Here is a 19,724-nt window from a genome sequence, read left to right on the forward strand (position 1 = left end):
AACCGAAATGCTCAAATATTGAAATAATAAAGATGAATGATAATCTGTCGCTCACTTGTCTTTATCCGCCGTAAAGCACAAATAAGGATAGTCTTGGGCAGGTCTCCTGACTTGTTTCAACATTTCCGGCCTTCCCGATTACCAGTGGCCATGTAGAAGAAATGCTTAGATGAAACTTACAGTTGCGGGGACAGCTCCCGATTTAAACGGGATTCCCTATTAAGCCTTGAAATGACTCTTGAAAACCATATAAGGCACCTAAAACTGATGCAAAGGTATAAACGATTTTTGAAAAGAATAAGAATTTCTGCAAAAAATAGTAGTTTCTCTGCTTTCAGTAGTAATTATTAAAACAGATGTAATTAGTTTTCGAATGTTGTAAAATCTATGTTTATATTCGCACAAACAAAACCGAAATACTCATGACCAAAAAAAGAATTGCCATTGATATGGACGACGTAATGGCGGCTACCGGAAGAAAGATTCTCAAAACTTATAACCATATCATCGGCACGGCTTTCACAGAAGAACATTTTGAAAACAAGTCTTATTTTGAAATATTCGAAGAAAAAAACTACCACAAAATCAGAGAAGAAGTATTTAAACCTGGTTTTTTCAGAGATGTAGAAGTAATGGCTGATGCGATAGAAGTAGTGCAAAAATTGCATGAAAAATATGAGGTATTTATCGTTTCGGCGGCTACGGAGTTTCCTAACTCATTGAAAGATAAAAAGGATTGGCTGGAAGAGCACTTCCCGTTTATTTCGTGGAGAAACATTGTACTTTGTGGTGATAAAAGTATTGTGGCGGCTGATTATATGATTGACGACCATGAGAAAAACCTGAAGACTTTTAAAGGTAAAACGTTGATGTTCAGTGCGATTCATAACCAGAAAGTTGAAGGGTATCAGAGATTCAAATCCTGGAAAGAGATTGAGGCATTTTTTGATAATGAGTAAAACTTAAGCCATTTATAATGCTATACCAATGACTGCAAAACAAATTGTAGAGAAATTAGCGTCTTTTTCAAACAGAGGTGTGGCTACGCCCAATGAAATTCCTGTGCTTGAGTATCTGACCAGTTTGTTTGCGGAACAGGAGGTAGCCAGAGAATCTTTCAAAACGCCTAAAACGTATATCTCCATCGTTTGGTGGTTGATTGGTGGGTTAGTAATAGGTTTACTGGCACTCAACTTCTCTCCTATCGTTGGGCTGTTTCTGACATTGATTTTTGTAACGATGGCTATGCTCTACTTTAATTGGTATGCCTCGCCTGTTACCAATTTCCCGCCGTTGGTTACTTCTTATAATCTTATTGTTAAGCCTAAAAACAATAGGCAAGTAAAACCCAAAAAACTTATCTTAATGGCTCATTGGGATACAGCCCCTATTTCGGTATTGTATCGGCCTGAGTTGGTAGGCAACTTCCGACAATCATTAAAAATAAGTTTGTTTTTGATGATATTAGCACAGTTTGTGGCTATTTCTCAGTTTCTTGTACCTAATGCTTTTATCTTACTATTAGGTAATATTTTAGCTTTTTATTTTCTGCTGCAAGGAGTGGTGGGTACGGTTGATTATTTCCGATTAGGGTACTCAAATGGTGCTTCTGATAATGCTACGGGTGCGGCTGCGGCTATTGCTACGGCACAGAAGTTATGGGCAAAAAACCTATCTGACCTTGAAGTTGAACTTATCTTAACAGGCGCAGAAGAAGTAGGCATGATTGGCTCAAGAGCTTATCTGAAAAAACATTATACTGAATTTAATAAAGAAACTTATCTGGTTAATTTCGATACTTTGGGCAACGGGAATCTGAAAATCATTACTCAAACAGGTAGCTGGTCGAATATTGTTTATGATAATAAGTTGATTCAAATAGCCAAACAATCGGTTTCTGAGCTATCGACCCTGAAAGAAGTAACCACCGGAGCATGGCATACGGCTGATTTTGATTCGGTTTGGTTTCAGAGGGCGGGTATCCCTGCTGTGACTTTAGCAGCGCTTGATTCTAATGGCAGAATGCCCAATATTCATCGACCGACTGATATTCTTTCTAATGTAGATTTCATCCCTATGGAAAAGGCTATTATATTAGCAGAGAAAATCGGAGAACACCTCAACCAAACTTAACCTTCCTCACGCTATGAACCGTAACCAGACTGTAATTTTCTTTACTCTTTCGATTATAAATATAGTTTCGGGTATTATCGAAAACGAATGGCTTGGCTATATCACAAAACCTCTCCTGATGATTACATTAGGATTTTTTTATTTCAAACATACACAAACAACCTTTAATACAAGAGATAAAATTGTTTTATTGGCCTTGTTATTCTCTTGTCTGGGCGATACCTTTCTGATGTTTCAGAAACAAAACCAGCTATTCTTCTTATTAGGCTTAGGCTCATTTTTATTGGCACAGGTATGCTATGTAATACTCTTTCAACAAGAGGGGGAATCACGCCATTTCCGCTGGTTACCCTTTATCTCCTATTCCTGTTTGTTATTATTTTTCTTATTGAACAAACTCCCAAGTGATTTTAAAATTCCTATTATAATCTATTCAGTAGTGATTACACTGATGGGAATCAGAGCCAGTGAGAGAAAAGTAAGTGATAAGAGTTATCAATTAGTGCTTATTGGTGCTATTATATTCATCCTTTCAGATTCCTTAATTGCTCTCAGCAAATTTGTGGTTAATATTCCTTTATCAGGGCTTTGGATTATGGCTACTTATGTGGTAGCCCAATACATGATTATTCAAGGGTTATTAGTTAGTCGCAAAGCGTAAATAGCAATATAAAAATAAGTAGTAATAACTCTGAAGAATATTATTACTACTTATCATAAAAGTTTTTGATGGCTATATTAATCCCAATTGTTGTGTAAAACTTGTATGATTCCAATCAACAGAGAGTGAAGTCGCTTTATCGTCTTCATTAAATTCAAATACAAAAACATGGTCGCTCTCAAATTTTAGGCCTTTGCTTGGGATTCCGGCAAATTCTTTGGTTTGTGTGCCAAAAATTGTAACATAGCAGGTAACTTTATCTCCGTCAACATTAAAAGTATCAATTGTATTATCAAGCTCAGGGAAGGCATCGATTAAAGCACTCCATAAACCTTTTCCTAATTCATTCACTTTACCTTTTCCATTTTCGCCTAATGGCTTAAAATCAATGGTGGCATCAAGTGTAAATAGGTTTACCATGCGATCAATATCAAGGTCCTGATATGCTGAGAAAAACTCAACACAGGTTCCTTTACGGGTAAGATCAATTGTTGTTTCGGTTTGTTCAATAGTTTTCATATGAATAACATATTTAAGATTTATAGATTCGGATAATCAGGATGATTTTTCACCTTTTTAATTTGTCTGATATGGCGAGATACATGGCCAAACTGAACAATAAATATCTGGTGCACATTGCGGTAATTCTCACCACCAACGGGCTCAAAATGTGCTTTTAAATCGGCCTGAGTAGTTTCAATAAAGTTAATTGTTTGTTCTCTGATTTTCAGAAAGGTAGTCAGGTTATCTTTACCTTGCATATAGCCAGTCGGACGGGCATAGTCAGGTGCATTATGTACCTTTTCTTCCATGATAAAGTCTATGTACCAACTATCCGGTTTTGATGAAGCATTCAGTTCAGGGGTTGATTTGCTACGTAAGGCTATATTTGTTTCGCGTGCAAAAATCCTTTCCCATAAGCCCAAATGCTCAACTATTTCTCCAATTGTCCAGCGTTCCGGCGATTCTCTGAAACTCCATTGTTCAATACTCAGATTCTGGGTTTCTTTAATCAGGCTATCTCTTGTCTTTTTTAGATTGGCTATTAATTCCTGTCTGTCATTTTCTGTCCATAGTTTATTTTGTGCATTGGCAGAAACGGAAATCAATAGAAAAAGAATGAGTTTTCTCATAAATAAAAATGGTGTTTGTTCAATTACAATTTTTGTTAAATCTTACTGCTTAAAACCTATGGATAAGAAAATAACCATGATTTATTTGTTCGCTCGTAAAACTTTTACAAAATTGAATAAACACCTATTGAATCTATTGTAAAAATGCGACATCTTTCAGCCGATACACAACACTACGTTGATGATTGAAGATAATTACTTAATTCAAAATTATTTTTTAAATAGAAAGAGGGTGATTTGCCTGTAAAAGCTGTAAATTCTTTAATAAAATGTGATTGGTCGTAATACCCCATCTGAAAAATCAAGTCATGCCAATCTGCAACCTGCCATCGTTTATTAGCCATAACTGAGCATAGGTAGCTAATCCGGCGTATCCGGGCATAGTACTTCGGGCTAACTCCCACTTTTTGTAAAAACTGGCGTTCTAACTGTCTCCGACAAACGTAGAGCTCTTCCATCATCTTTGATACATTGATAATACCATTGCGAGATACAATCAAATTTGCAGCAAAATCGGTCTGGTTTGGTTGGGCTTTGCAATTGAGTAGTTTAAAAAGCAGAAATTTATCAATAATATCAATTCTTTCCTGATTAGTATGTGCCTCCACGAGGCGTTCCTGAATGGGTACAATTTCTTTACCTAAAACATCTCTTAAATCTAATCTTTCATCGTTTAACTCATACATTTGTAGGCCAAATAAAGTATTTATTGCCGCTGGACGAAAAACTACACCAAGCATTGCGATTTTTCCTTCAACTAAAAGTTTATACGTTCTGGTAGCCTGGCCTGCAATAAAGTTTCTTGGTGCGAATTTAAAATCTGAAATATCTGTCGAAGAAGTTTTGTAACAATCGCCATAGTTGAAAACTATAGAAGTAAAACCTGAGGGAGGTGACTCAATAATAACGGGTTGGCTCACTAAATCGCCACACTCCCAGATGTAATAACATTCTACGAGTGCCTGCAAGGGTAAGGCAGGTATGATTTTTCTATAAAACATTTTATAAAAATGAATAATAAAAGTAACTTTATCATCCTGCCACTACTCATTTTTTACTAAAATTCTATTGATTGGTCATCGGTGATGAGGAATAATTAAGAATCAGGATGAGATTCATTCTTTCTACGCTTTCTAAGAGAAACAGGAGAAATCAATTCTGCTATATCGCTGAGTTCCAATTCCAGCGCATTCATAGATAGGGTTATTTCTCTTACTGATAAAGTGAGTGCCACTATTTGTAGCATTAAGGCACCACCAAAAAACCATTTGGCTGCCAATTCTTTCTCTATAAAAATCAATAACATACACACAGCACTCAGAAGCAAGCTTGAAATAGCGATTATCTGAATGTTTCTTACAATTCTGAGGCGACGTTTTAGTCCTATTATCTGGGCTATAATATTCTCTTTTTCTTCTTCGGTTTTGTATTTGACGTGCAAATCGCGTATCAGACTTGCCAAAGCCAGAAACCGATTCGTAAAAGCAATCATCAGTAATGAAACTGTAGAAAAAAGAAGTGCAGGTGTACTGATAGTAAGTTCCATTATTGTGAGTAAGCGAAGCTGATGGCTTCGCTTATATGGGTAATATTCTATTATAAAATTCAGGCAATTATAAGATTGAACAGTCTATTTTCACTAAACTTTTCAATCTTTCATTCGCTAAATTCTTATTATGCATAACTCCCCGAAATATAACTTTCCAATGAAGCAATCTGAGCTTTTTGCTCATTTATAATCGTAGTTACTAAATCATTGATTGAGATAATGCCTACTAATTCTTCACCATCCATTACTGGTAAGTGCCTGATATGTTTATCAGACATAATCTGCATAGCATCTTCTAATTTACCTTCCAGATCTATTGTAATTACTTTAGCTGTCATAACATCTTTCACCAGAGTTTCATCAGAATGAAGACCCTTCAGCACAATTTTGCGCGCATAATCACGCTCCGAAAAAATTCCTGATAGTTTTTCGTTATCTATCACTAAAACTGCCCCGATATTTTTATCTGCCATTTTTACCAAGGCATTGTAAACGGTTGTATCTGATGAAACCGAGAAAAGGGCATTTATTTTCTTTTTTTGTAATATCTGACGGATTTTCATAGGTTCTGCGAGTTATAGATGAATAAACGAATACAATTTTATAAAAAAAAACATAGAATCCAACAGTTTGAAAAACAAAATTATATTATTAACTTTGCACCCCGAATCAGTAAGTCTGTCTGACAGAAACTACTTATCCGAAAAAGAAAATAATATTCATTGTAAATTTACCATTTCAAAATGTACGCAATCGTAGAAATCGCAGGTCAGCAATTTAAAGTTGAAAAGGGTCGTACGCTCTATACTCATAGATTAGAGGGCGAAACGAACGCTGAGCTTGTATTCGACAAGGTTCTTCTTGTTGATAACGGTGGGACTATCTCAGTAGGTGCTCCAACCGTAGAAGGTGCTTCTGTAAAAGCAACTATTTTAGAACACCTTAAAGGCGAAAAAGTAATCGTTTTCAAGAAAAAACGCCGTAAAGGATATGTTAAGAAAAACGGTCACCGTCAGTATTTGACTAAAATTCAAATCGACGAAATCGCAGCGTAAGTCATTTGGTTGTGAAATTCAACCACAAAATTATTTCATTGCAATTCAAAATTAAAAGAGAATAAGGTCATGGCACACAAAAAAGGTGTAGGTTCGTCGAAAAACGGACGCGAGTCAGAAAGCAAACGCTTAGGCGTTAAACTATTCGGCGGCCAAACGGCTATCGCCGGTAATATCATTGTTCGTCAACGTGGTACCAGACATAATCCTGGTGTCAATGTAGGTGTTGGTAGAGACCATACACTTTTCGCATTAACTGACGGTATCGTAGAATTTAAAAAAGGGCGTGACGGAAAATCTTTCGTTAATGTTGTTGCGGAAGCATAAACCGCTGTAAAGACTTTTTAGGACCTGCCTCAAGGGGCAGGTTTTTTTATGGTCTACCAAACTTATTTTAGTGGAATACTGTTTTAAAACAGACATTATTCATTTAATATATATTCGATTGTCATGCTTCAACGCCAAACAATGATTTATACAGAGCTAAGCCCTAATCCGAATTCAATGAAATTTGTATTGAATTTTGAATTAGCTCCTGAAGGCTTATCGTTCGATTACCCCACAATCGCTTCTACTGCTGAAGAAGGGAAGGCCTCTCCTTTAGCCGCAGACTTATTTCAGTTTCCGTTTGTAAGAAGAATTTTCATCGCTTCTAACTTCATCACGATGACAAAAGATGAGGAAACCGAGTGGGAAGATGTGGTATATGATGTAAAGAAATTTTTAAAGATATATTTCGAGCAGAATCACCCTGTTTTTGCGCAAAAAACGATTGACAAAAATACTTTGATAATCGACGCAAACGATTCGGCAGTAGTTGCAAAAATCAAATCAACGCTTGATCAATATGTACGCCCTGCGGTAGAATCAGACGGGGGTGCTATCAACTTTGCTTCTTTTGATGAGATAACAGGACAGGTAAAAGTATATCTTCAAGGTTCGTGTAGCGGTTGCCCGTCATCAACAGTTACTCTTCGTGATGGTATCCAACGTTTATTGACAACAATGGTACCGGAAGTGAAAGAGGTGGTTGCAGAAGGTGTGTAATATCGTTACTGAATAATATAAAGATAGTAGAGACAAGGAAAAACGAAGACGTCTGCTCCTTGTCTTTTTTATTAACGAGGAATTTCATGTTCTTCGGTCTCCTTCTCCCAAACAGCCTCATTAATTAATTCTGCTACGGTGGCTGTCCAGCCAGTTTGATGTGAAGCCCCCACCCCGTGCGCGGTATCGCCGTCAAAATATTCATAAAACAGGACTAAATCTTTGTTGTGCGGTCGGTTATAAAATTCCTGATATACTCCATGTACCAGTCGTTCTCCTTCCTCGTTTCTTTGAAAAATACCCAATATTCTATTTGATATTTCACCAGAAACTTCGTTCAGATTCTTTGTCAGACCAGACCCGGTAGGAAACTCTATTTTGAAACTATCACCATAAAACTGATAATATTTCTTCAAAGACTTAATAATTAAGTAATTAATAGGCATCCATACCGGCCCGCGCCAGTTAGAGTTACCTCCAAACATTTCTGAATCTGAATCGCCCGAGACATAGTTAATAGTATATTCCTGATTACGTATTATTACTGAATAAGGATTTTTTTCGTAGTATTTTGATAAAGCCCTGATACCGCCAACTGATAAAAATTCTTTTTCATCGAGCATTACCTGCAAAAGCCTGGCAAGCATTGTTTTGTTTACTAACGAAAGGAGAATATTGCCATCTTCTGCCATTTGCTCGCTTGGCAGAAATTTGTTGGCTTTAGTCCGGTAATCTTTAATATAAGCAATACGTTTCTTGAAGTCTGTCAAATTGGCAATTTTCTTCTGATCAATAATCGACACAGCAAATAAAGCACTTAAACCTACAATAGAGCGTACTTTCATAGGAGTGATTCGCCCACCCTGCGAATATAGCAAATCATAAAAAAAATGCTCGTCGGCATCCCATAGTCCTTTATTCAATGATTCGGCTATCAGAACAAAATGCTCATAGAATTTTGTGGCGGTGTCTTCAAAACTTGTATCATGTTGGGCAATTTCCAAGGCGATATCCATCATGTTCAGTGCATACATTGCCATCCATGCTGTGGCATCTACCTGTTCTAAATGTGAATTAAGCGGGAGTTTATCTCTATTTATTACCGCAATATTATCTAAGCCTAAAAAGCCTCCTGTAAAAATATTGTTGCCGTTTTCATCTTCACGATTAGCCCACCACGTAAAATTGATAAGAAGTTTCTGAAATATCCTTTTCAGAAAGTTAATATCTTCTCTGCCATGCAAGGTTTTTTCGATACGGAAAATTGACAAAGCTGCCCATGCGTGTACAGGGGGATTGACATCAGAGAAATTCCATTCATAAGCTGGTATCTGCCCATTTGGGCTCATATACCATTCTCTTGTAATTAAAATGAGTTGATTTTTGGCAAAGGTTGGGTCAAGCATGGCCATAGGCACACAATGAAAGGCCAGATCCCAGGCAGCATACCAGGGATATTCCCAGGTATCGGGCATTGAAATCACATCCTGATTTTTCAGGTGTGTCCATTCGGCATTTCTTCCAAGAAAACGCTCATCGGGTGGTGCAATCTGATTCGGGTCTCCTTCGAGCCAGCGTTCTACATCATAATGATAGTATTGCTTGCTCCACAAAAGACCTGCAAAGGCTTGCCGTTGGATATTCTTTAAATCGACTGACCTGAGGTCTGTGGGTTTGGAATCAGATGATTTATCTTGTTCTGATTCTTTACTTTTTTGCGGCACATATCGCTGATAGAACTCTTCAGCTTCCTGAAGTCTATCTGAAAATATCTGGCTAAAGCTATGATTAAAAGGGTCAGCATTTTCTGTATTAGATAATCGGAGCAAAATCTTTTGTGAAGACTTCGGCTCTATGTTTAGTTCGTAAATCGGGGCAAATTTTGTTCCTTGGTGGGTATTCTTCAGCAAAGAATAGAGTTCTTCATTTTTCTTACAAATAGCTTCATGAAAAGCATCCTTTACAAAGGGGCTCCTATTTGTGTCACCAAAGACCCGCTCTATATTTGTTTCATTTTCAGTAAACAAGGTATTTTTCGCCGACTGAAAATAAAGGAAATAATCTTCCAGGAACTCATGGCTTGCCCGCACACAACCATCTTGATAGGCCTGAATCAATGGCTTCTGGTTTAACTCTCCATACGCCCACCTATTCCGAAACCATAACGTTGGCAAAACCCAAATAGTTGCACTTTCATCTCCTCTATTCCATGCCTCTATCTGAATACAAATATCTTCGGAGTTATTTTTGGCATATTCTACAAAAACATCAAAATATCGGTTATTATCAAAAACTCCCGTATCTAAGAGTTCGTACTCTGGTTGTAGTCTGTTACGATTTCGGTTTTCTTCTATTAATTGCTCATAAGGAAATGCAGACTGAGGATATTGATAGAGAAACTTCATGTAGGCATGTGTCGGAGTATTATCTAAGTAATAGTATAATTCCTTTACATCTTCACCATGATTCCCTTCGCTGTTGGTTAATCCAAAAAGCCTTTCTTTTAAAATACTATCCTTGCCATTCCAGAGTGCTAAAGCAAAGCATAGGTTCTGGCGTGAATCTGAAATCCCTCCCAATCCATCTTCTCCCCAGCGATACACTCTTGAGCGAGCGTGGTCGTGCGGAAAGTAAGCCCAAGCATCACCATTGGCACTATAATCTTCTCTTACGGTTGCCCATTGTCTTTCAGACAAATAGGGACCCCATTTTTCTAAAGGAACTTCCTTTTGTTCATTTTTTCTGAGCCTTTCTTGTTCTGGATTCATGCAACCATTTTAAGTTTGTTGATATTCAGGCAGTGGATTTAGTAGCGTAATTTATATATAGATTGGCAATTATCCCCCGGTTGCAAAGCCTTCAAATACTGTCATACCTCCATCAATGAAGATACTGGTTCCTGTAATGTAGTCTGAATCGTCTGATGCTAAAAAGACCGCCAACCTGCCGATATCGCTGGGCTGTCCGATACGGTTATAAGGTATCAGGGTCATCAAACTGTTCAAGGCTTGTGGTGTTTCCCATGCTGCTCTGTTAATGGGCGTCTGGATAGCACCCGGGCAAATGCTATTCACACGGATTTTTCTATCGCCATATTCTTGGGCCAGACTTTGCATAAGCATTTTGATAGCTCCTTTAGACGAGGCATAGTTTACGTGCCCTGCCCACGGAATTAACTCATGTACTGAGCTCATGCAAATAATTTTTCCGGTAGCCAATGAGCGTTCAGGCACCGGGCCACGGCGGAGAAATTCTCTGATAGCTTCTCTGGCACAAAGAAACTGGCCTGTCAGGTTAATGTCTATTACTGTTTGCCATTGAGCCAAGGTCATTTCATCAAATTTGGCATCTTTTTGCAAGCCAGCGTTGTTTACCAAAATATCAATTGTTCCAAACTCCTTAATTGTCTGTTTAAACATCGATTGCACTGATTCTTCTTTACTTACATCGGCTTGTATGGCAATAGCTTTACTACCAAAAGCTTTGATTTTTTCGACTACTGCATTGGCAGAATCAGGGTTAGAATTATAATTGACAATAACATTTGCCCCTGCTTCGCCTAAAGCTAATGCTACGCCTTCGCCAATACCTGAACTTGCTCCCGTAACCAGAGCCGACTGTCCTGCTAATTTTTTCTCTGCCATGCTGAATTCCCCCTTAGAATTTTATATGAAAAAGGTCTAATTATGATACTATAAAATCTTAACCAAAATGACGGGCATCTTGTTGAGACAAATTAAGGACAGAGAAATAAAAAGAAAATTGAAGATGAATTAAAGGACGGTTAAAAGTCAGACCGTACGCTTACAGGTTTTATTATTATTGTAAGGTTTAAATGAAATGATCATAAATTGATTGGCTCACCAAATTCTTAACTGATAGACTATACTGATGTTATACGTGATTAAACGTTTTGCCCATGTTAGGACAACCGTTTTCAATAACAGGAACTGGATATTTTATTATTTGTTAATAAATGTACCTATAAATGGGTTGTTTTAGCTAATTTCTTGCTTTATAGCGAGCATAAAATGATTTAGTAGATGAAGAAACATTTTGTTGACAACGCAACCTTTTATCATAACAGATATGAGAGTTGCGATTATTGTTTTACCATACATCTAACTGCACATCAAGAATTTATTTGCTGATATATAGAGTAGATTTACTGAAGAGAATTATCAGATAAGATTTTAGCGAGAATCCCTTCTTTTAATGAGTAATTGGATACCCGGATATGACTGATTTCAAAAGTCTGTATAATATACTTAATCAGGCATACGGCAACAACTATCATATCTACCCTTAACTCAATCATACCCGGAATCTGCATCCTTTCTTCATGGTTTTTGAAAAGTAATTCGTCATAAGCCTGGTAAAACTCCATTAATGAGTATTCAAAGCCCACCTGGTCAGCAGGCGGTAACTGGCCTTTTTCTTTCATAAAAAGCATATCTATCAGGGTATCGAATGAACCTGATGAACCAATTAATGTTTGCGGAGCATATTGGTGGCAGGCATTGGCAAGAGGTAATAGTTTTTCACGGAAATAATCATCCATTTGGTGTACTGAGCGCATCGAAATCGGATCGTTTTTCATAAATCTATCCATCAATCGCTGCCCTCCTATCTCAAAACTCTGTTTCCAGAAAATCTTATCCTGATTACAGATGATGAACTCTACACTACCCCCACCAATATCCATAATCATAGATGTTTCATTGATCTGGAGTGCTTCTTTAATGCCATAATAAATGAGTTCTGCTTCCTTATCACCTGAAATCTCCTGAATGTTTATGTCTGTCTCCTGTGTTGCTCTTTTCATAAACTCCTCTTTATTTGAAGCATTTCTTATTGCACTGGTACCAATAGCAAAAATATTTCTGGTATCTACCTGATGCGTATCTATTATTACTCTAAAATGCTTTAACACATTTAAAGCTCTTTGAATACCCTCTTCTGAAATAATTCCCTGACTTATACCTCCTTTGCCAATCTTTGCTGGAATAGACTCCATATGTAGTTTCTGGTTGTTTTCGGCAATTAATAAATGGAAAGTATTCGTGCCCAAATCAATGATTGCGATTTTCATGAAGAACAGGTTAAATGAAGATTAATGTACAAAACTACATCATTTCAGAAAACATGAATGATATCATTGATTTAATTTACTGAAAATCAAGAAACTATTTGAAAATGCAAATAATTCTCCTTACTTTTGCAACCCCAAACAAAAGGAGGTGTATTAATATGTTAGTAGTAAATGTAAAAGAAAACGAGTCTATTGATAAAGCATTGAAACGTTTTAAAAAGAAATTTGAAAAAACGGGTGTATTGCGCCAGTTGCGTAAACGCCAGGCTTTTGAAAAACCTTCTGTAGCTCGTCGTAACGAAATTATTCATGCCCGTTACGTTGGTCAATTAAGAAGCAACGAAGATATTTAGTCAATAAGCGATTAACAAAGGCGATAAATTTCGTGTAGTTGATTGTTTCCTGATATATTTTAAACCATATTAGCAGTTTCATTTGCCCACGCAAATTGTTTACTGGTAGTATGGTTTCTTATTTTCTACAGCATATACAATTCGAAAAAAGGCTCAGTCATCATACGCTTATGGCCTATGAAAATGACATGAAGCAGTTTTCTCTCTACCTCGAATTTCAATATGAGTTAAAAGAACCTGAAAAGGCCGACTCTCAGATGATCAGATCCTGGATTGCGAGTCTGGCCGAAGAAAAGATGGATAACCGCAGTATCAATCGTAAGATTGCTACACTACGCAGCTATTATAATTTTCTGCTTCGGCGTAAGGCTATCTCTGCCGACCCTATGCTTAAAATCAAAGCATTAAAAACTGACCGTAGCCTACCCAAATTTGTAGAAGAAAAACCGATGCAAACCATGCTTGATGATGTGGAGTTTGCCAGTGATTTTAAAGGTCTGCGAGACAAATTAGTGTTAGAATTACTCTATGGTACAGGTATGCGGCTTGCCGAACTGATAGCTTTAAAAATAAACGATATTAATCTGTATAATCATACACTGATTGTTCTTGGTAAAAGAAATAAGCATCGGGTGATTCCTATCAGTAAAAGTCTTATGGAGGCTATTAATGCCTATTTAAGTTATAGAGAGGAAGTGCTTATTGAAAATCAGGAAAACAAAGATTCGCACTATTTGATTCTTACAGATAATGGTACACAGGCGTACCCGATGTTTATTCAACGCCTGGTGAAACGATACCTGTCTTTGGTTACCTCTCTTGAACAACGCAGCCCTCATGTATTAAGGCATACCTTTGCCACTCACTTACTGAACCGTGGTGCCGACCTTAATGCTATTAAAGATTTATTAGGGCATACAAGCCTTGCTGCTACACAGGTATATACCCATAATACTATTGAAAAACTGAAGAAAGTTTTTCAGCAGGCACACCCTAAAGCCTGATTGAAAGATTGATCGCTATAGCACACCACACAAGACCCATAACATTCAACCTAAAACTCTATCTAATTAATGAGAAATTACATTTATACACTCTGCCTGATAGCAGCAGTTTCTATTGCGTATTTCTTCCCTGAGTATTTTATTGAGATTAATGGTTTTCAACTGAAAGAGCTCATTATCCCACTTTTACAGATTATTATGTTTGGTATGGGTACAACCATGAGTTATGATGATTTTTTAGGGGTCATAAAGATGCCAAAGGCTGTTATTATAGGTTTGATTTGTCAGTTTACCATTATGCCGATTTTAGGCTTTGCTATTGCCAATATGTTTGACTTCCCTCCAGAGATTGCTGCGGGTATTATTTTAGTAGGCAGTTCACCGAGTGGGCTGGCATCTAATGTAATTTCATACATTTCCAAAGCTAATGTAGCTTTATCTATTACTATTACTTCTATAGCTACCATACTTGCCCCTTTGCTTACGCCTTTTTTAATGAAACTGTTAGGTGGGCAATTTATAGATATAGCATTCTGGCCTATGGTAATTGATATTTGTAAAATGATTATAGTACCCATAGCCATCGGGTTTCTGATTAATAAAATACTGAAAGACCGTAATGGCTGGTTACAAAAAATACTACCACTTATATCGATGGGAGGTATTACTATTATTATAATAATTATAACTGCTGCAGGGCAAAAATCGTTACAAACAGTTGGTTTAGCTTTGGTTTTTGCTACTGTTTTACATAATGTCGGTGGTTTTATGTTAGGCTATTGGGGGGCAAGATTATTTAAACTACCTGAACAGGACTGCCGTACAGTAGCTATTGAAGTAGGGTTACAGAATGCTGGTCTGGCCTCAGGATTAGCAAAAGCTATGGGTAAATTAGCAACCGTTGGCGTAGCGCCAGCTTTGTTTGGGCCGATTATGAATATTACCGGTTCATTATTAGCCAGTTACTGGAGTAGGAAATCAGTAGATAGATAAAGCTTTAAAACCATAGAAGCACGAGTGGTATCGTGCCTCTATGGTTGGTATATGTGTGATGGCTTACCTATTGGCATACATGCTTTCGTAGTAATTCAGGTAATCGCCACTGGTTACGTTCTTCAACCAATTTGTATTGGCTAAATACCAATCTACTGTGCTTGCCAGACCTTCCTCAAATTGTAGTGATGGTTCCCAGCCTAATTCTTTCATCAATTTAGAAGCATCAATTGCATATCTTAAATCATGGCCGGCACGGTCTTGCACATAAGTAATCAATTTAGCAGATGTACCTTCAGGGCGTTCTAATTTCTCGTCCATGATTTTGCATAACAGATACACCAGATCAATGTTTTTCCATTCGTTGAATCCTCCGATATTATAAGTTTCTCCGTTTACACCATTATGATAAATTACATCAATGGCTCGTGCATGATCTTTTACAAATAGCCAGTCTCTCACGTTTTCGCCTTTACCATATACAGGAAGTGGGAAATTATGAATAATATTATTAATCATCAACGGAATCAATTTCTCCGGAAAATGATTAGGCCCATAGTTATTTGAGCAATTAGATACCACTACTGGTAATTTATAGGTATTATGATACGCTCTTACAAAGTGATCAGAAGAAGCCTTTGATGCCGAGTATGGTGAACGAGGGTCGTAGCTGGTAGTTTCTAAAAAGAACTCCTTAGGGTCATGCAACTCGCCATATACCTCGTCAGTCGATACATGATAGAATCGTTTACCTTCATAATTGCTATCTTTCCAAGCTTCACGGGCTGCATTCAACAGATTTACTGTGCCTATTACATTTGTCATTACAAAAGCCATAGGGTCAGAGATAGATCTATCAACGTGCGATTCAGCCGCTAAGTGGATAACCCCGTCAAAATTATATTTTTTAAACAACCCATTTATAAAATCTGCATCTACTATATCTCCTTTTTCAAAAACATAGTTTGGGAAATCTTCAATATCTTTGAGGTTTTCAAGATTACCAGCATAAGTTAGTTTATCAAGATTAACGATTTGATAATCAGGATATTTAGTAACAAAAAGGCGAACCACGTGAGAACCGATAAAACCCGCACCGCCAGTTATTAAAATGTGTTTTGATTGCATTTTTATTGTTTCTATGTTTTTAATAAGCCAAACACTTATATAAGCCATTTGTTTACAAGCCGCCTTACTTATTTCTTATTTTTTGCTATTTTCTTTTCCCATCTCCAGGCATCTCTCACACTATCTTCCAGCGTTTTTTCAGTTTTCCAACCCATTAGTCGTTCAGACTTCTCAACACTTCCGTATATTTTTTCTACATCTCCTGCTCTACGAGGTCCTATTTCATAATTCAGTTTCACTTTATTTACTTTCTCAAACGCTTTAATAATTTCTAAAACCGTATTGCCTCTGCCTGTGCCTACATTAAATACATCATAGTAATTATCCTTTTGATTTGAAAGCAATTTTAATGCCGAAACATGCGCTTTTGCTAAATCTACTACATGAATAAAATCTCTGATATTAGTGCCGTCCGGAGTATTATAATCATTGCCAAAAACCGTTAGTTTTGGTCTGATGCCAATTGCCGTTTGGGTAATAAAGGGTACCAAGTTACTTGGTACACCTCTTGGCAGCTCGCCTATGTTGGCAGATGGGTGTGCACCAATCGGATTAAAATAACGAAGTGCTATGATTTTTAGTAGATTTCCGGCCGTAATGGTATCGCGCAGAATATCTTCACAAATAGTTTTAGTATTGCCATAAGGCGAAGCCGCAGGTTTACGAGGGGTATCTTCAGTAACGGGTATTTCGTCAGGCTGTCCATATACGGTACATGATGATGAGAAAACAAGATTTTTTATGCCCAATTTCAGCATTACTTCTAAAACCTTAAGGGTAGACCCAATATTATTCTCATAATACTTCAAAGGTTTTTCTACGGACTCTCCTACCGCTTTATAGGCCGCAAAATGTATAACACCCTCAATATTTTCTTTTTTACAGATTTGCTCTAATGCTTTCAGATCATTACAATCTTTCTCATAACATTTCACAGGTCTTTTCAGGATTTTCCTTAGCCCCTTTAGTACAGTTTTTTCTGAGTTATTAAAGTTATCAATAATGATGGGTTCATACCCTGCGTTAATCAGTTCAACAACTGTATGAGAGCCGATAAATCCGGCGCCTCCGGTAACTAAAATTTTCATAAGCTAAAAAATCCTGTTAGTGTTAAAAAGTTTTTTACGAAAACCATTTGTTTTTTTAACAAAAGTATGAATTTAGAGGTGTAATTTGAAAAATTTGAGCTTTGAAGTTTTACTCTGTCAACAAATAGTGAAGTAATTTATTGGCAATCAGTCATTTATAATCAGAACGGGGAGAATAGCTATGAAAGAATCGGAAATAAAAGCATTAGTAACACTACTTGATGATGATGACATTGAAGTAGCACAGCACGTAGAAAAGCAATTGCGAAATATTGGTGGGCCTGTTATTCCGCTATTAGAGCAACTCTGGCAAGAGAATGAGTGGAATCCGTTATTACAAAAGAAAATAGAAGATTTAATTCATGAGCTACAATATAATATATTAATAGAACGCCTATTGGATTGGAAAAAAGAAGGATATGAAGACCTGCTGGAAGGAATGTGGATAATAGCAACCTATCAGTATCCTGATTTAACATTAGATAAACTTCAACAAAGTATCAATGATATTTATTTTGATGCCTGGCTCGATTTCAGGGATGACTTACACCCCCATGACCAAGTGCGGATTTTGAATCAGGTCTTTTTTGAAAAATATAAGTTTTCTTCAAATACTAAAAACTTTCATTCTCCGGCAAATTCTATGCTCAATCAGGTTTTTGAGCAAAAAAAAGGAAACCCTATATCGCTTTGTGTGATTTATATGCTTATTGCCAAACGTCTGCATATGCCCGTGAGCGGTGTAAATCTGCCAAGTTTGTTTGTGCTGACTTATAAGAGCCCACAAATACAGTTTTATATTAATGTTTTTAACAGAGGGCTTATTTTTACAAAAGTTGATATAAGTAATTATATCAAGCAAATGCATTTATCTTCACAGGAAAGTTTTTATCAGCCTTGCACAAACTTAGACATTATTTGCAGAGTTTTGCGTAATCTGATAGTATCATTTGAGAAAATACCGGATATTGAACGTGTAAGAGAAGTTGAGAATCTTCTGAAATTATTGACAGAATAATTTTCTAACAAACCATAACTAAATAATATTGAGCTATTTTTTCAACAATTAATGTATATGACTGATCAATCTCATTGATTTTAAGACGCCCGATTATTGTTTGCTGGTCTTTTGTGAATGGGGAGATCAGCAGGTTATCTATAAAAATCACTTTTCGTTTACCATATAATTTATAGAGTGCTTCTTTGGCTGACCAATAGATACAAAGTTTGTCTAAATCATTGTCGGCATCATTTATTTCTGTTTCAGACAAATATTTGTGGGCGATTCTCAGCAATTTATCATGTGGTTGTTCGAGGTCAATTCCTAAAGACTGAGATTCGTGCATTACTACCGCTATGTATTCGGTTGTGTGAGTTAACGAAAACTGCCAAGAAGAGCCTACTAAATAAGGTTTTCCGTATTGGTCTTTCTTAATTCCTAAATATTTTGTACCCAATTTATCTGCCAGATATTTAATAGTTAATCTGCTACAAAAAAACTCTATCTGTTTTTGTGGGTGATGGATACCGGCTAATTCGGCATCTGTCAGAATATCAGAGGGTAGCATGGCTTGCAATGTATCATGAGACTCTGTAATATGCCATACGGCCAGGTGAGAATGGTTGGTATATGTTTTTTCTATAGTAATGGGCATTGCAATATGGCTTGATCAAATATCTGTCTGCTTTAAACCTTTATTTTCATTGTAAATAAAAGATAATAAACTGAAACACTGATTTTGATTTATAATATTTTTTATATTTGTTTTTATCTCACGTACTTAATCTAATAACTATTATTACTAATCTATCCATGAACTCCACTCAAAATCATGTTACTGATATTGTTCCTGAAATCATTACTACACGTATTTTTAATCAAAAAAAAGAATTATTGTTTGAAGCCTATAATAATCCTGCAATTCTGGCACAATGGTGGGGGCCAAAAGGATTTACCAATACTATTCATGAATTTGATATGAGCCCTGAGGGTAAATGGTTCTTTACTATGCACGGCCCTGATGGCAAAGACTATAAAAACAAGATTATTTTCAGGGAGATTGTACCATTTGAGAAAATAGTTTTTGACCACGCAAGTGGGCCGTATTATAAAGGAACTGTCATTTTTGCTGATACCGATATGACCAACCACACCCGATTAAGCTATTGCATGGTATTGGAATCATTAAAGGTTTATAATAACCTTAAGGACTTTATTATTGGAGCAAACGAAGAAAATTTTGACCGATTAGAAGAAACTTTGAATAAATTAATAAGAAATTAAAAAATTGTTCTGATAGTAAACAGCATATTATTTTATTTTCTCGTCTTTTGTCTGTATGATTTGCTTTTTTGTAGGCATTCTTTTGGCGTACATCTAATTTTTTTTGATATTTGACCAAATCAGTTGGTGATAACTAAACTTAAAATCTTTAACCTATGATTACTAAACAATACTAATTTTATCCAAATCAATCAGGCTATTATT

Annotated in this window: 22 protein-coding genes and 1 riboswitch; of the genes, 11 read left to right on the forward strand and 11 right to left on the reverse strand. The window is 36.5% G+C overall.

The window, feature by feature from the left end; genetic code table 11:
• Nucleotides 1–78: 78 nt before the first annotated feature.
• A riboswitch (cobalamin riboswitch) is annotated at nucleotides 79–277 on the reverse strand.
• Between the two features lie 145 nt (nucleotides 278–422).
• Genes H1R81_RS20185 through H1R81_RS20195 form a run of 3 tightly spaced genes read left to right on the forward strand, consistent with a single transcriptional unit; the run spans nucleotide 423 to nucleotide 2,794 of the window.
• Nucleotides 423–959 carry a 5' nucleotidase, NT5C type gene (locus H1R81_RS20185; RefSeq protein ID WP_181842545.1) on the forward strand — a complete coding sequence of 179 codons (537 nt, stop codon included), beginning with the start codon at nucleotides 423–425 and terminating at the stop codon, nucleotides 957–959.
• Nucleotides 960–987: 28 nt separating this feature from the next.
• Nucleotides 988–2,133, forward strand: coding sequence for a M28 family metallopeptidase (locus H1R81_RS20190; protein ID WP_181842546.1), 1,146 nt, complete (start codon nucleotides 988–990; stop codon nucleotides 2,131–2,133).
• 13 nt (nucleotides 2,134–2,146) lie between these two features.
• Nucleotides 2,147–2,794 carry a lysoplasmalogenase gene (locus H1R81_RS20195; RefSeq protein ID WP_181842547.1) on the forward strand — a complete coding sequence of 216 codons (648 nt, stop codon included), beginning with the start codon at nucleotides 2,147–2,149 and terminating at the stop codon, nucleotides 2,792–2,794.
• Nucleotides 2,795–2,866: 72 nt separating this feature from the next.
• On the opposite strand, the gene H1R81_RS20200 is transcribed toward H1R81_RS20195, so the two are convergent.
• From H1R81_RS20200 to H1R81_RS20220, 5 genes are all read right to left on the reverse strand, one after another.
• Nucleotides 2,867–3,313 carry a nuclear transport factor 2 family protein gene (locus H1R81_RS20200; protein WP_181842548.1) on the reverse strand — a complete coding sequence of 149 codons (447 nt, stop codon included), beginning with the start codon at nucleotides 3,311–3,313 and terminating at the stop codon, nucleotides 2,867–2,869.
• Nucleotides 3,314–3,333: 20 nt separating this feature from the next.
• Entirely contained in the window at nucleotides 3,334–3,927 is a 594-nt protein-coding gene (locus tag H1R81_RS20205) for a DinB family protein (protein WP_181842549.1), read from the reverse strand.
• A gap of 173 nt (nucleotides 3,928–4,100) precedes the next feature.
• Entirely contained in the window at nucleotides 4,101–4,928 is an 828-nt protein-coding gene (locus H1R81_RS20210) for a DUF6597 domain-containing transcriptional factor (RefSeq protein WP_181842550.1), read from the reverse strand.
• 95 nt (nucleotides 4,929–5,023) lie between these two features.
• Nucleotides 5,024–5,473, reverse strand: a complete 450-nt coding sequence (locus H1R81_RS20215) for a DUF2721 domain-containing protein (protein WP_181842551.1) — start codon at nucleotides 5,471–5,473, stop codon at nucleotides 5,024–5,026.
• A gap of 128 nt (nucleotides 5,474–5,601) precedes the next feature.
• On the reverse strand, nucleotides 5,602–6,039 hold the full coding sequence (locus tag H1R81_RS20220; protein ID WP_181842552.1) for a CBS domain-containing protein: 438 nt from the start codon (nucleotides 6,037–6,039) through the stop codon (nucleotides 5,602–5,604).
• A 180-nt stretch (nucleotides 6,040–6,219) separates the two neighbouring features.
• Between H1R81_RS20220 and rplU the strand changes: the two genes are divergently transcribed.
• From rplU to H1R81_RS20235, 3 genes are all read left to right on the forward strand, one after another.
• Entirely contained in the window at nucleotides 6,220–6,531 is a 312-nt protein-coding gene (rplU, locus tag H1R81_RS20225; RefSeq protein ID WP_116984919.1) for a 50S ribosomal protein L21, read from the forward strand.
• 69 nt (nucleotides 6,532–6,600) lie between these two features.
• Nucleotides 6,601–6,858, forward strand: a complete 258-nt coding sequence (gene rpmA, locus H1R81_RS20230; RefSeq protein ID WP_181842553.1) for a 50S ribosomal protein L27 — start codon at nucleotides 6,601–6,603, stop codon at nucleotides 6,856–6,858.
• Nucleotides 6,859–6,981: 123 nt separating this feature from the next.
• Nucleotides 6,982–7,578, forward strand: a complete 597-nt coding sequence (locus H1R81_RS20235; protein ID WP_181842554.1) for a NifU family protein — start codon at nucleotides 6,982–6,984, stop codon at nucleotides 7,576–7,578.
• A gap of 71 nt (nucleotides 7,579–7,649) precedes the next feature.
• On the opposite strand, the gene H1R81_RS20240 is transcribed toward H1R81_RS20235, so the two are convergent.
• From H1R81_RS20240 to H1R81_RS20250, 3 genes are all read right to left on the reverse strand, one after another.
• Entirely contained in the window at nucleotides 7,650–10,346 is a 2,697-nt protein-coding gene (locus H1R81_RS20240; protein ID WP_181842555.1) for an MGH1-like glycoside hydrolase domain-containing protein, read from the reverse strand.
• Between the two features lie 69 nt (nucleotides 10,347–10,415).
• Nucleotides 10,416–11,222, reverse strand: a complete 807-nt coding sequence (locus H1R81_RS20245) for an SDR family oxidoreductase (protein ID WP_181842556.1) — start codon at nucleotides 11,220–11,222, stop codon at nucleotides 10,416–10,418.
• Nucleotides 11,223–11,743: 521 nt separating this feature from the next.
• Nucleotides 11,744–12,670 (reverse strand): phosphatase, encoded by a 927-nt coding sequence (locus H1R81_RS20250; RefSeq protein ID WP_181842557.1) that lies wholly within the window; start codon nucleotides 12,668–12,670, stop codon nucleotides 11,744–11,746.
• 158 nt (nucleotides 12,671–12,828) lie between these two features.
• Here H1R81_RS20250 and rpsU point away from each other — a divergent pair, with 158 nt between their 5' ends.
• The 3 genes from rpsU to H1R81_RS20265 all read left to right on the forward strand — a co-directional run bounded on the left by rpsU (nucleotide 12,829) and on the right by H1R81_RS20265 (nucleotide 15,020).
• Nucleotides 12,829–13,023 (forward strand): 30S ribosomal protein S21, encoded by a 195-nt coding sequence (gene rpsU, locus H1R81_RS20255; RefSeq protein WP_130023557.1) that lies wholly within the window; start codon nucleotides 12,829–12,831, stop codon nucleotides 13,021–13,023.
• 110 nt (nucleotides 13,024–13,133) lie between these two features.
• Nucleotides 13,134–14,027 carry a tyrosine-type recombinase/integrase gene (locus tag H1R81_RS20260; protein ID WP_181842558.1) on the forward strand — a complete coding sequence of 298 codons (894 nt, stop codon included), beginning with the start codon at nucleotides 13,134–13,136 and terminating at the stop codon, nucleotides 14,025–14,027.
• A 69-nt stretch (nucleotides 14,028–14,096) separates the two neighbouring features.
• Nucleotides 14,097–15,020 carry a bile acid:sodium symporter family protein gene (locus H1R81_RS20265; protein WP_181842559.1) on the forward strand — a complete coding sequence of 308 codons (924 nt, stop codon included), beginning with the start codon at nucleotides 14,097–14,099 and terminating at the stop codon, nucleotides 15,018–15,020.
• Between the two features lie 63 nt (nucleotides 15,021–15,083).
• Here H1R81_RS20265 and rfbB read toward each other — a convergent pair whose 3' ends face one another.
• Both rfbB and galE read right to left on the reverse strand, forming a co-directional pair.
• A complete protein-coding gene (gene rfbB, locus H1R81_RS20270; protein ID WP_181842560.1) occupies nucleotides 15,084–16,148 on the reverse strand; it encodes a dTDP-glucose 4,6-dehydratase in 1,065 nt (354 codons plus the stop codon).
• 68 nt (nucleotides 16,149–16,216) lie between these two features.
• On the reverse strand, nucleotides 16,217–17,236 hold the full coding sequence (gene galE, locus H1R81_RS20275; RefSeq protein WP_181842561.1) for a UDP-glucose 4-epimerase GalE: 1,020 nt from the start codon (nucleotides 17,234–17,236) through the stop codon (nucleotides 16,217–16,219).
• A 181-nt stretch (nucleotides 17,237–17,417) separates the two neighbouring features.
• Between galE and H1R81_RS20280 the strand changes: the two genes are divergently transcribed.
• Entirely contained in the window at nucleotides 17,418–18,254 is an 837-nt protein-coding gene (locus H1R81_RS20280) for a transglutaminase-like domain-containing protein (protein ID WP_181842562.1), read from the forward strand.
• A 4-nt stretch (nucleotides 18,255–18,258) separates the two neighbouring features.
• On the opposite strand, the gene H1R81_RS20285 is transcribed toward H1R81_RS20280, so the two are convergent.
• Complete coding sequence (locus H1R81_RS20285; protein ID WP_181842563.1) at nucleotides 18,259–18,891, reverse strand: 4'-phosphopantetheinyl transferase superfamily protein; 633 nt, start codon at nucleotides 18,889–18,891, stop codon at nucleotides 18,259–18,261.
• Nucleotides 18,892–19,049: 158 nt separating this feature from the next.
• On the opposite strand from H1R81_RS20285, the gene H1R81_RS20290 reads away from it, so the two are divergent.
• The gene (locus H1R81_RS20290) at nucleotides 19,050–19,520 is read left to right on the forward strand and encodes an SRPBCC domain-containing protein (RefSeq protein WP_181842564.1); all 471 of its coding nucleotides are present in this window, start codon (nucleotides 19,050–19,052) and stop codon (nucleotides 19,518–19,520) included.
• Nucleotides 19,521–19,724 lie beyond the last annotated feature (204 nt).

The sequence above is a fragment of the Emticicia sp. BO119 genome, assembly GCF_013912375.1.
In the GTDB taxonomy this organism is placed as follows: Bacteria; Bacteroidota; Bacteroidia; order Cytophagales; family Spirosomataceae; genus Emticicia.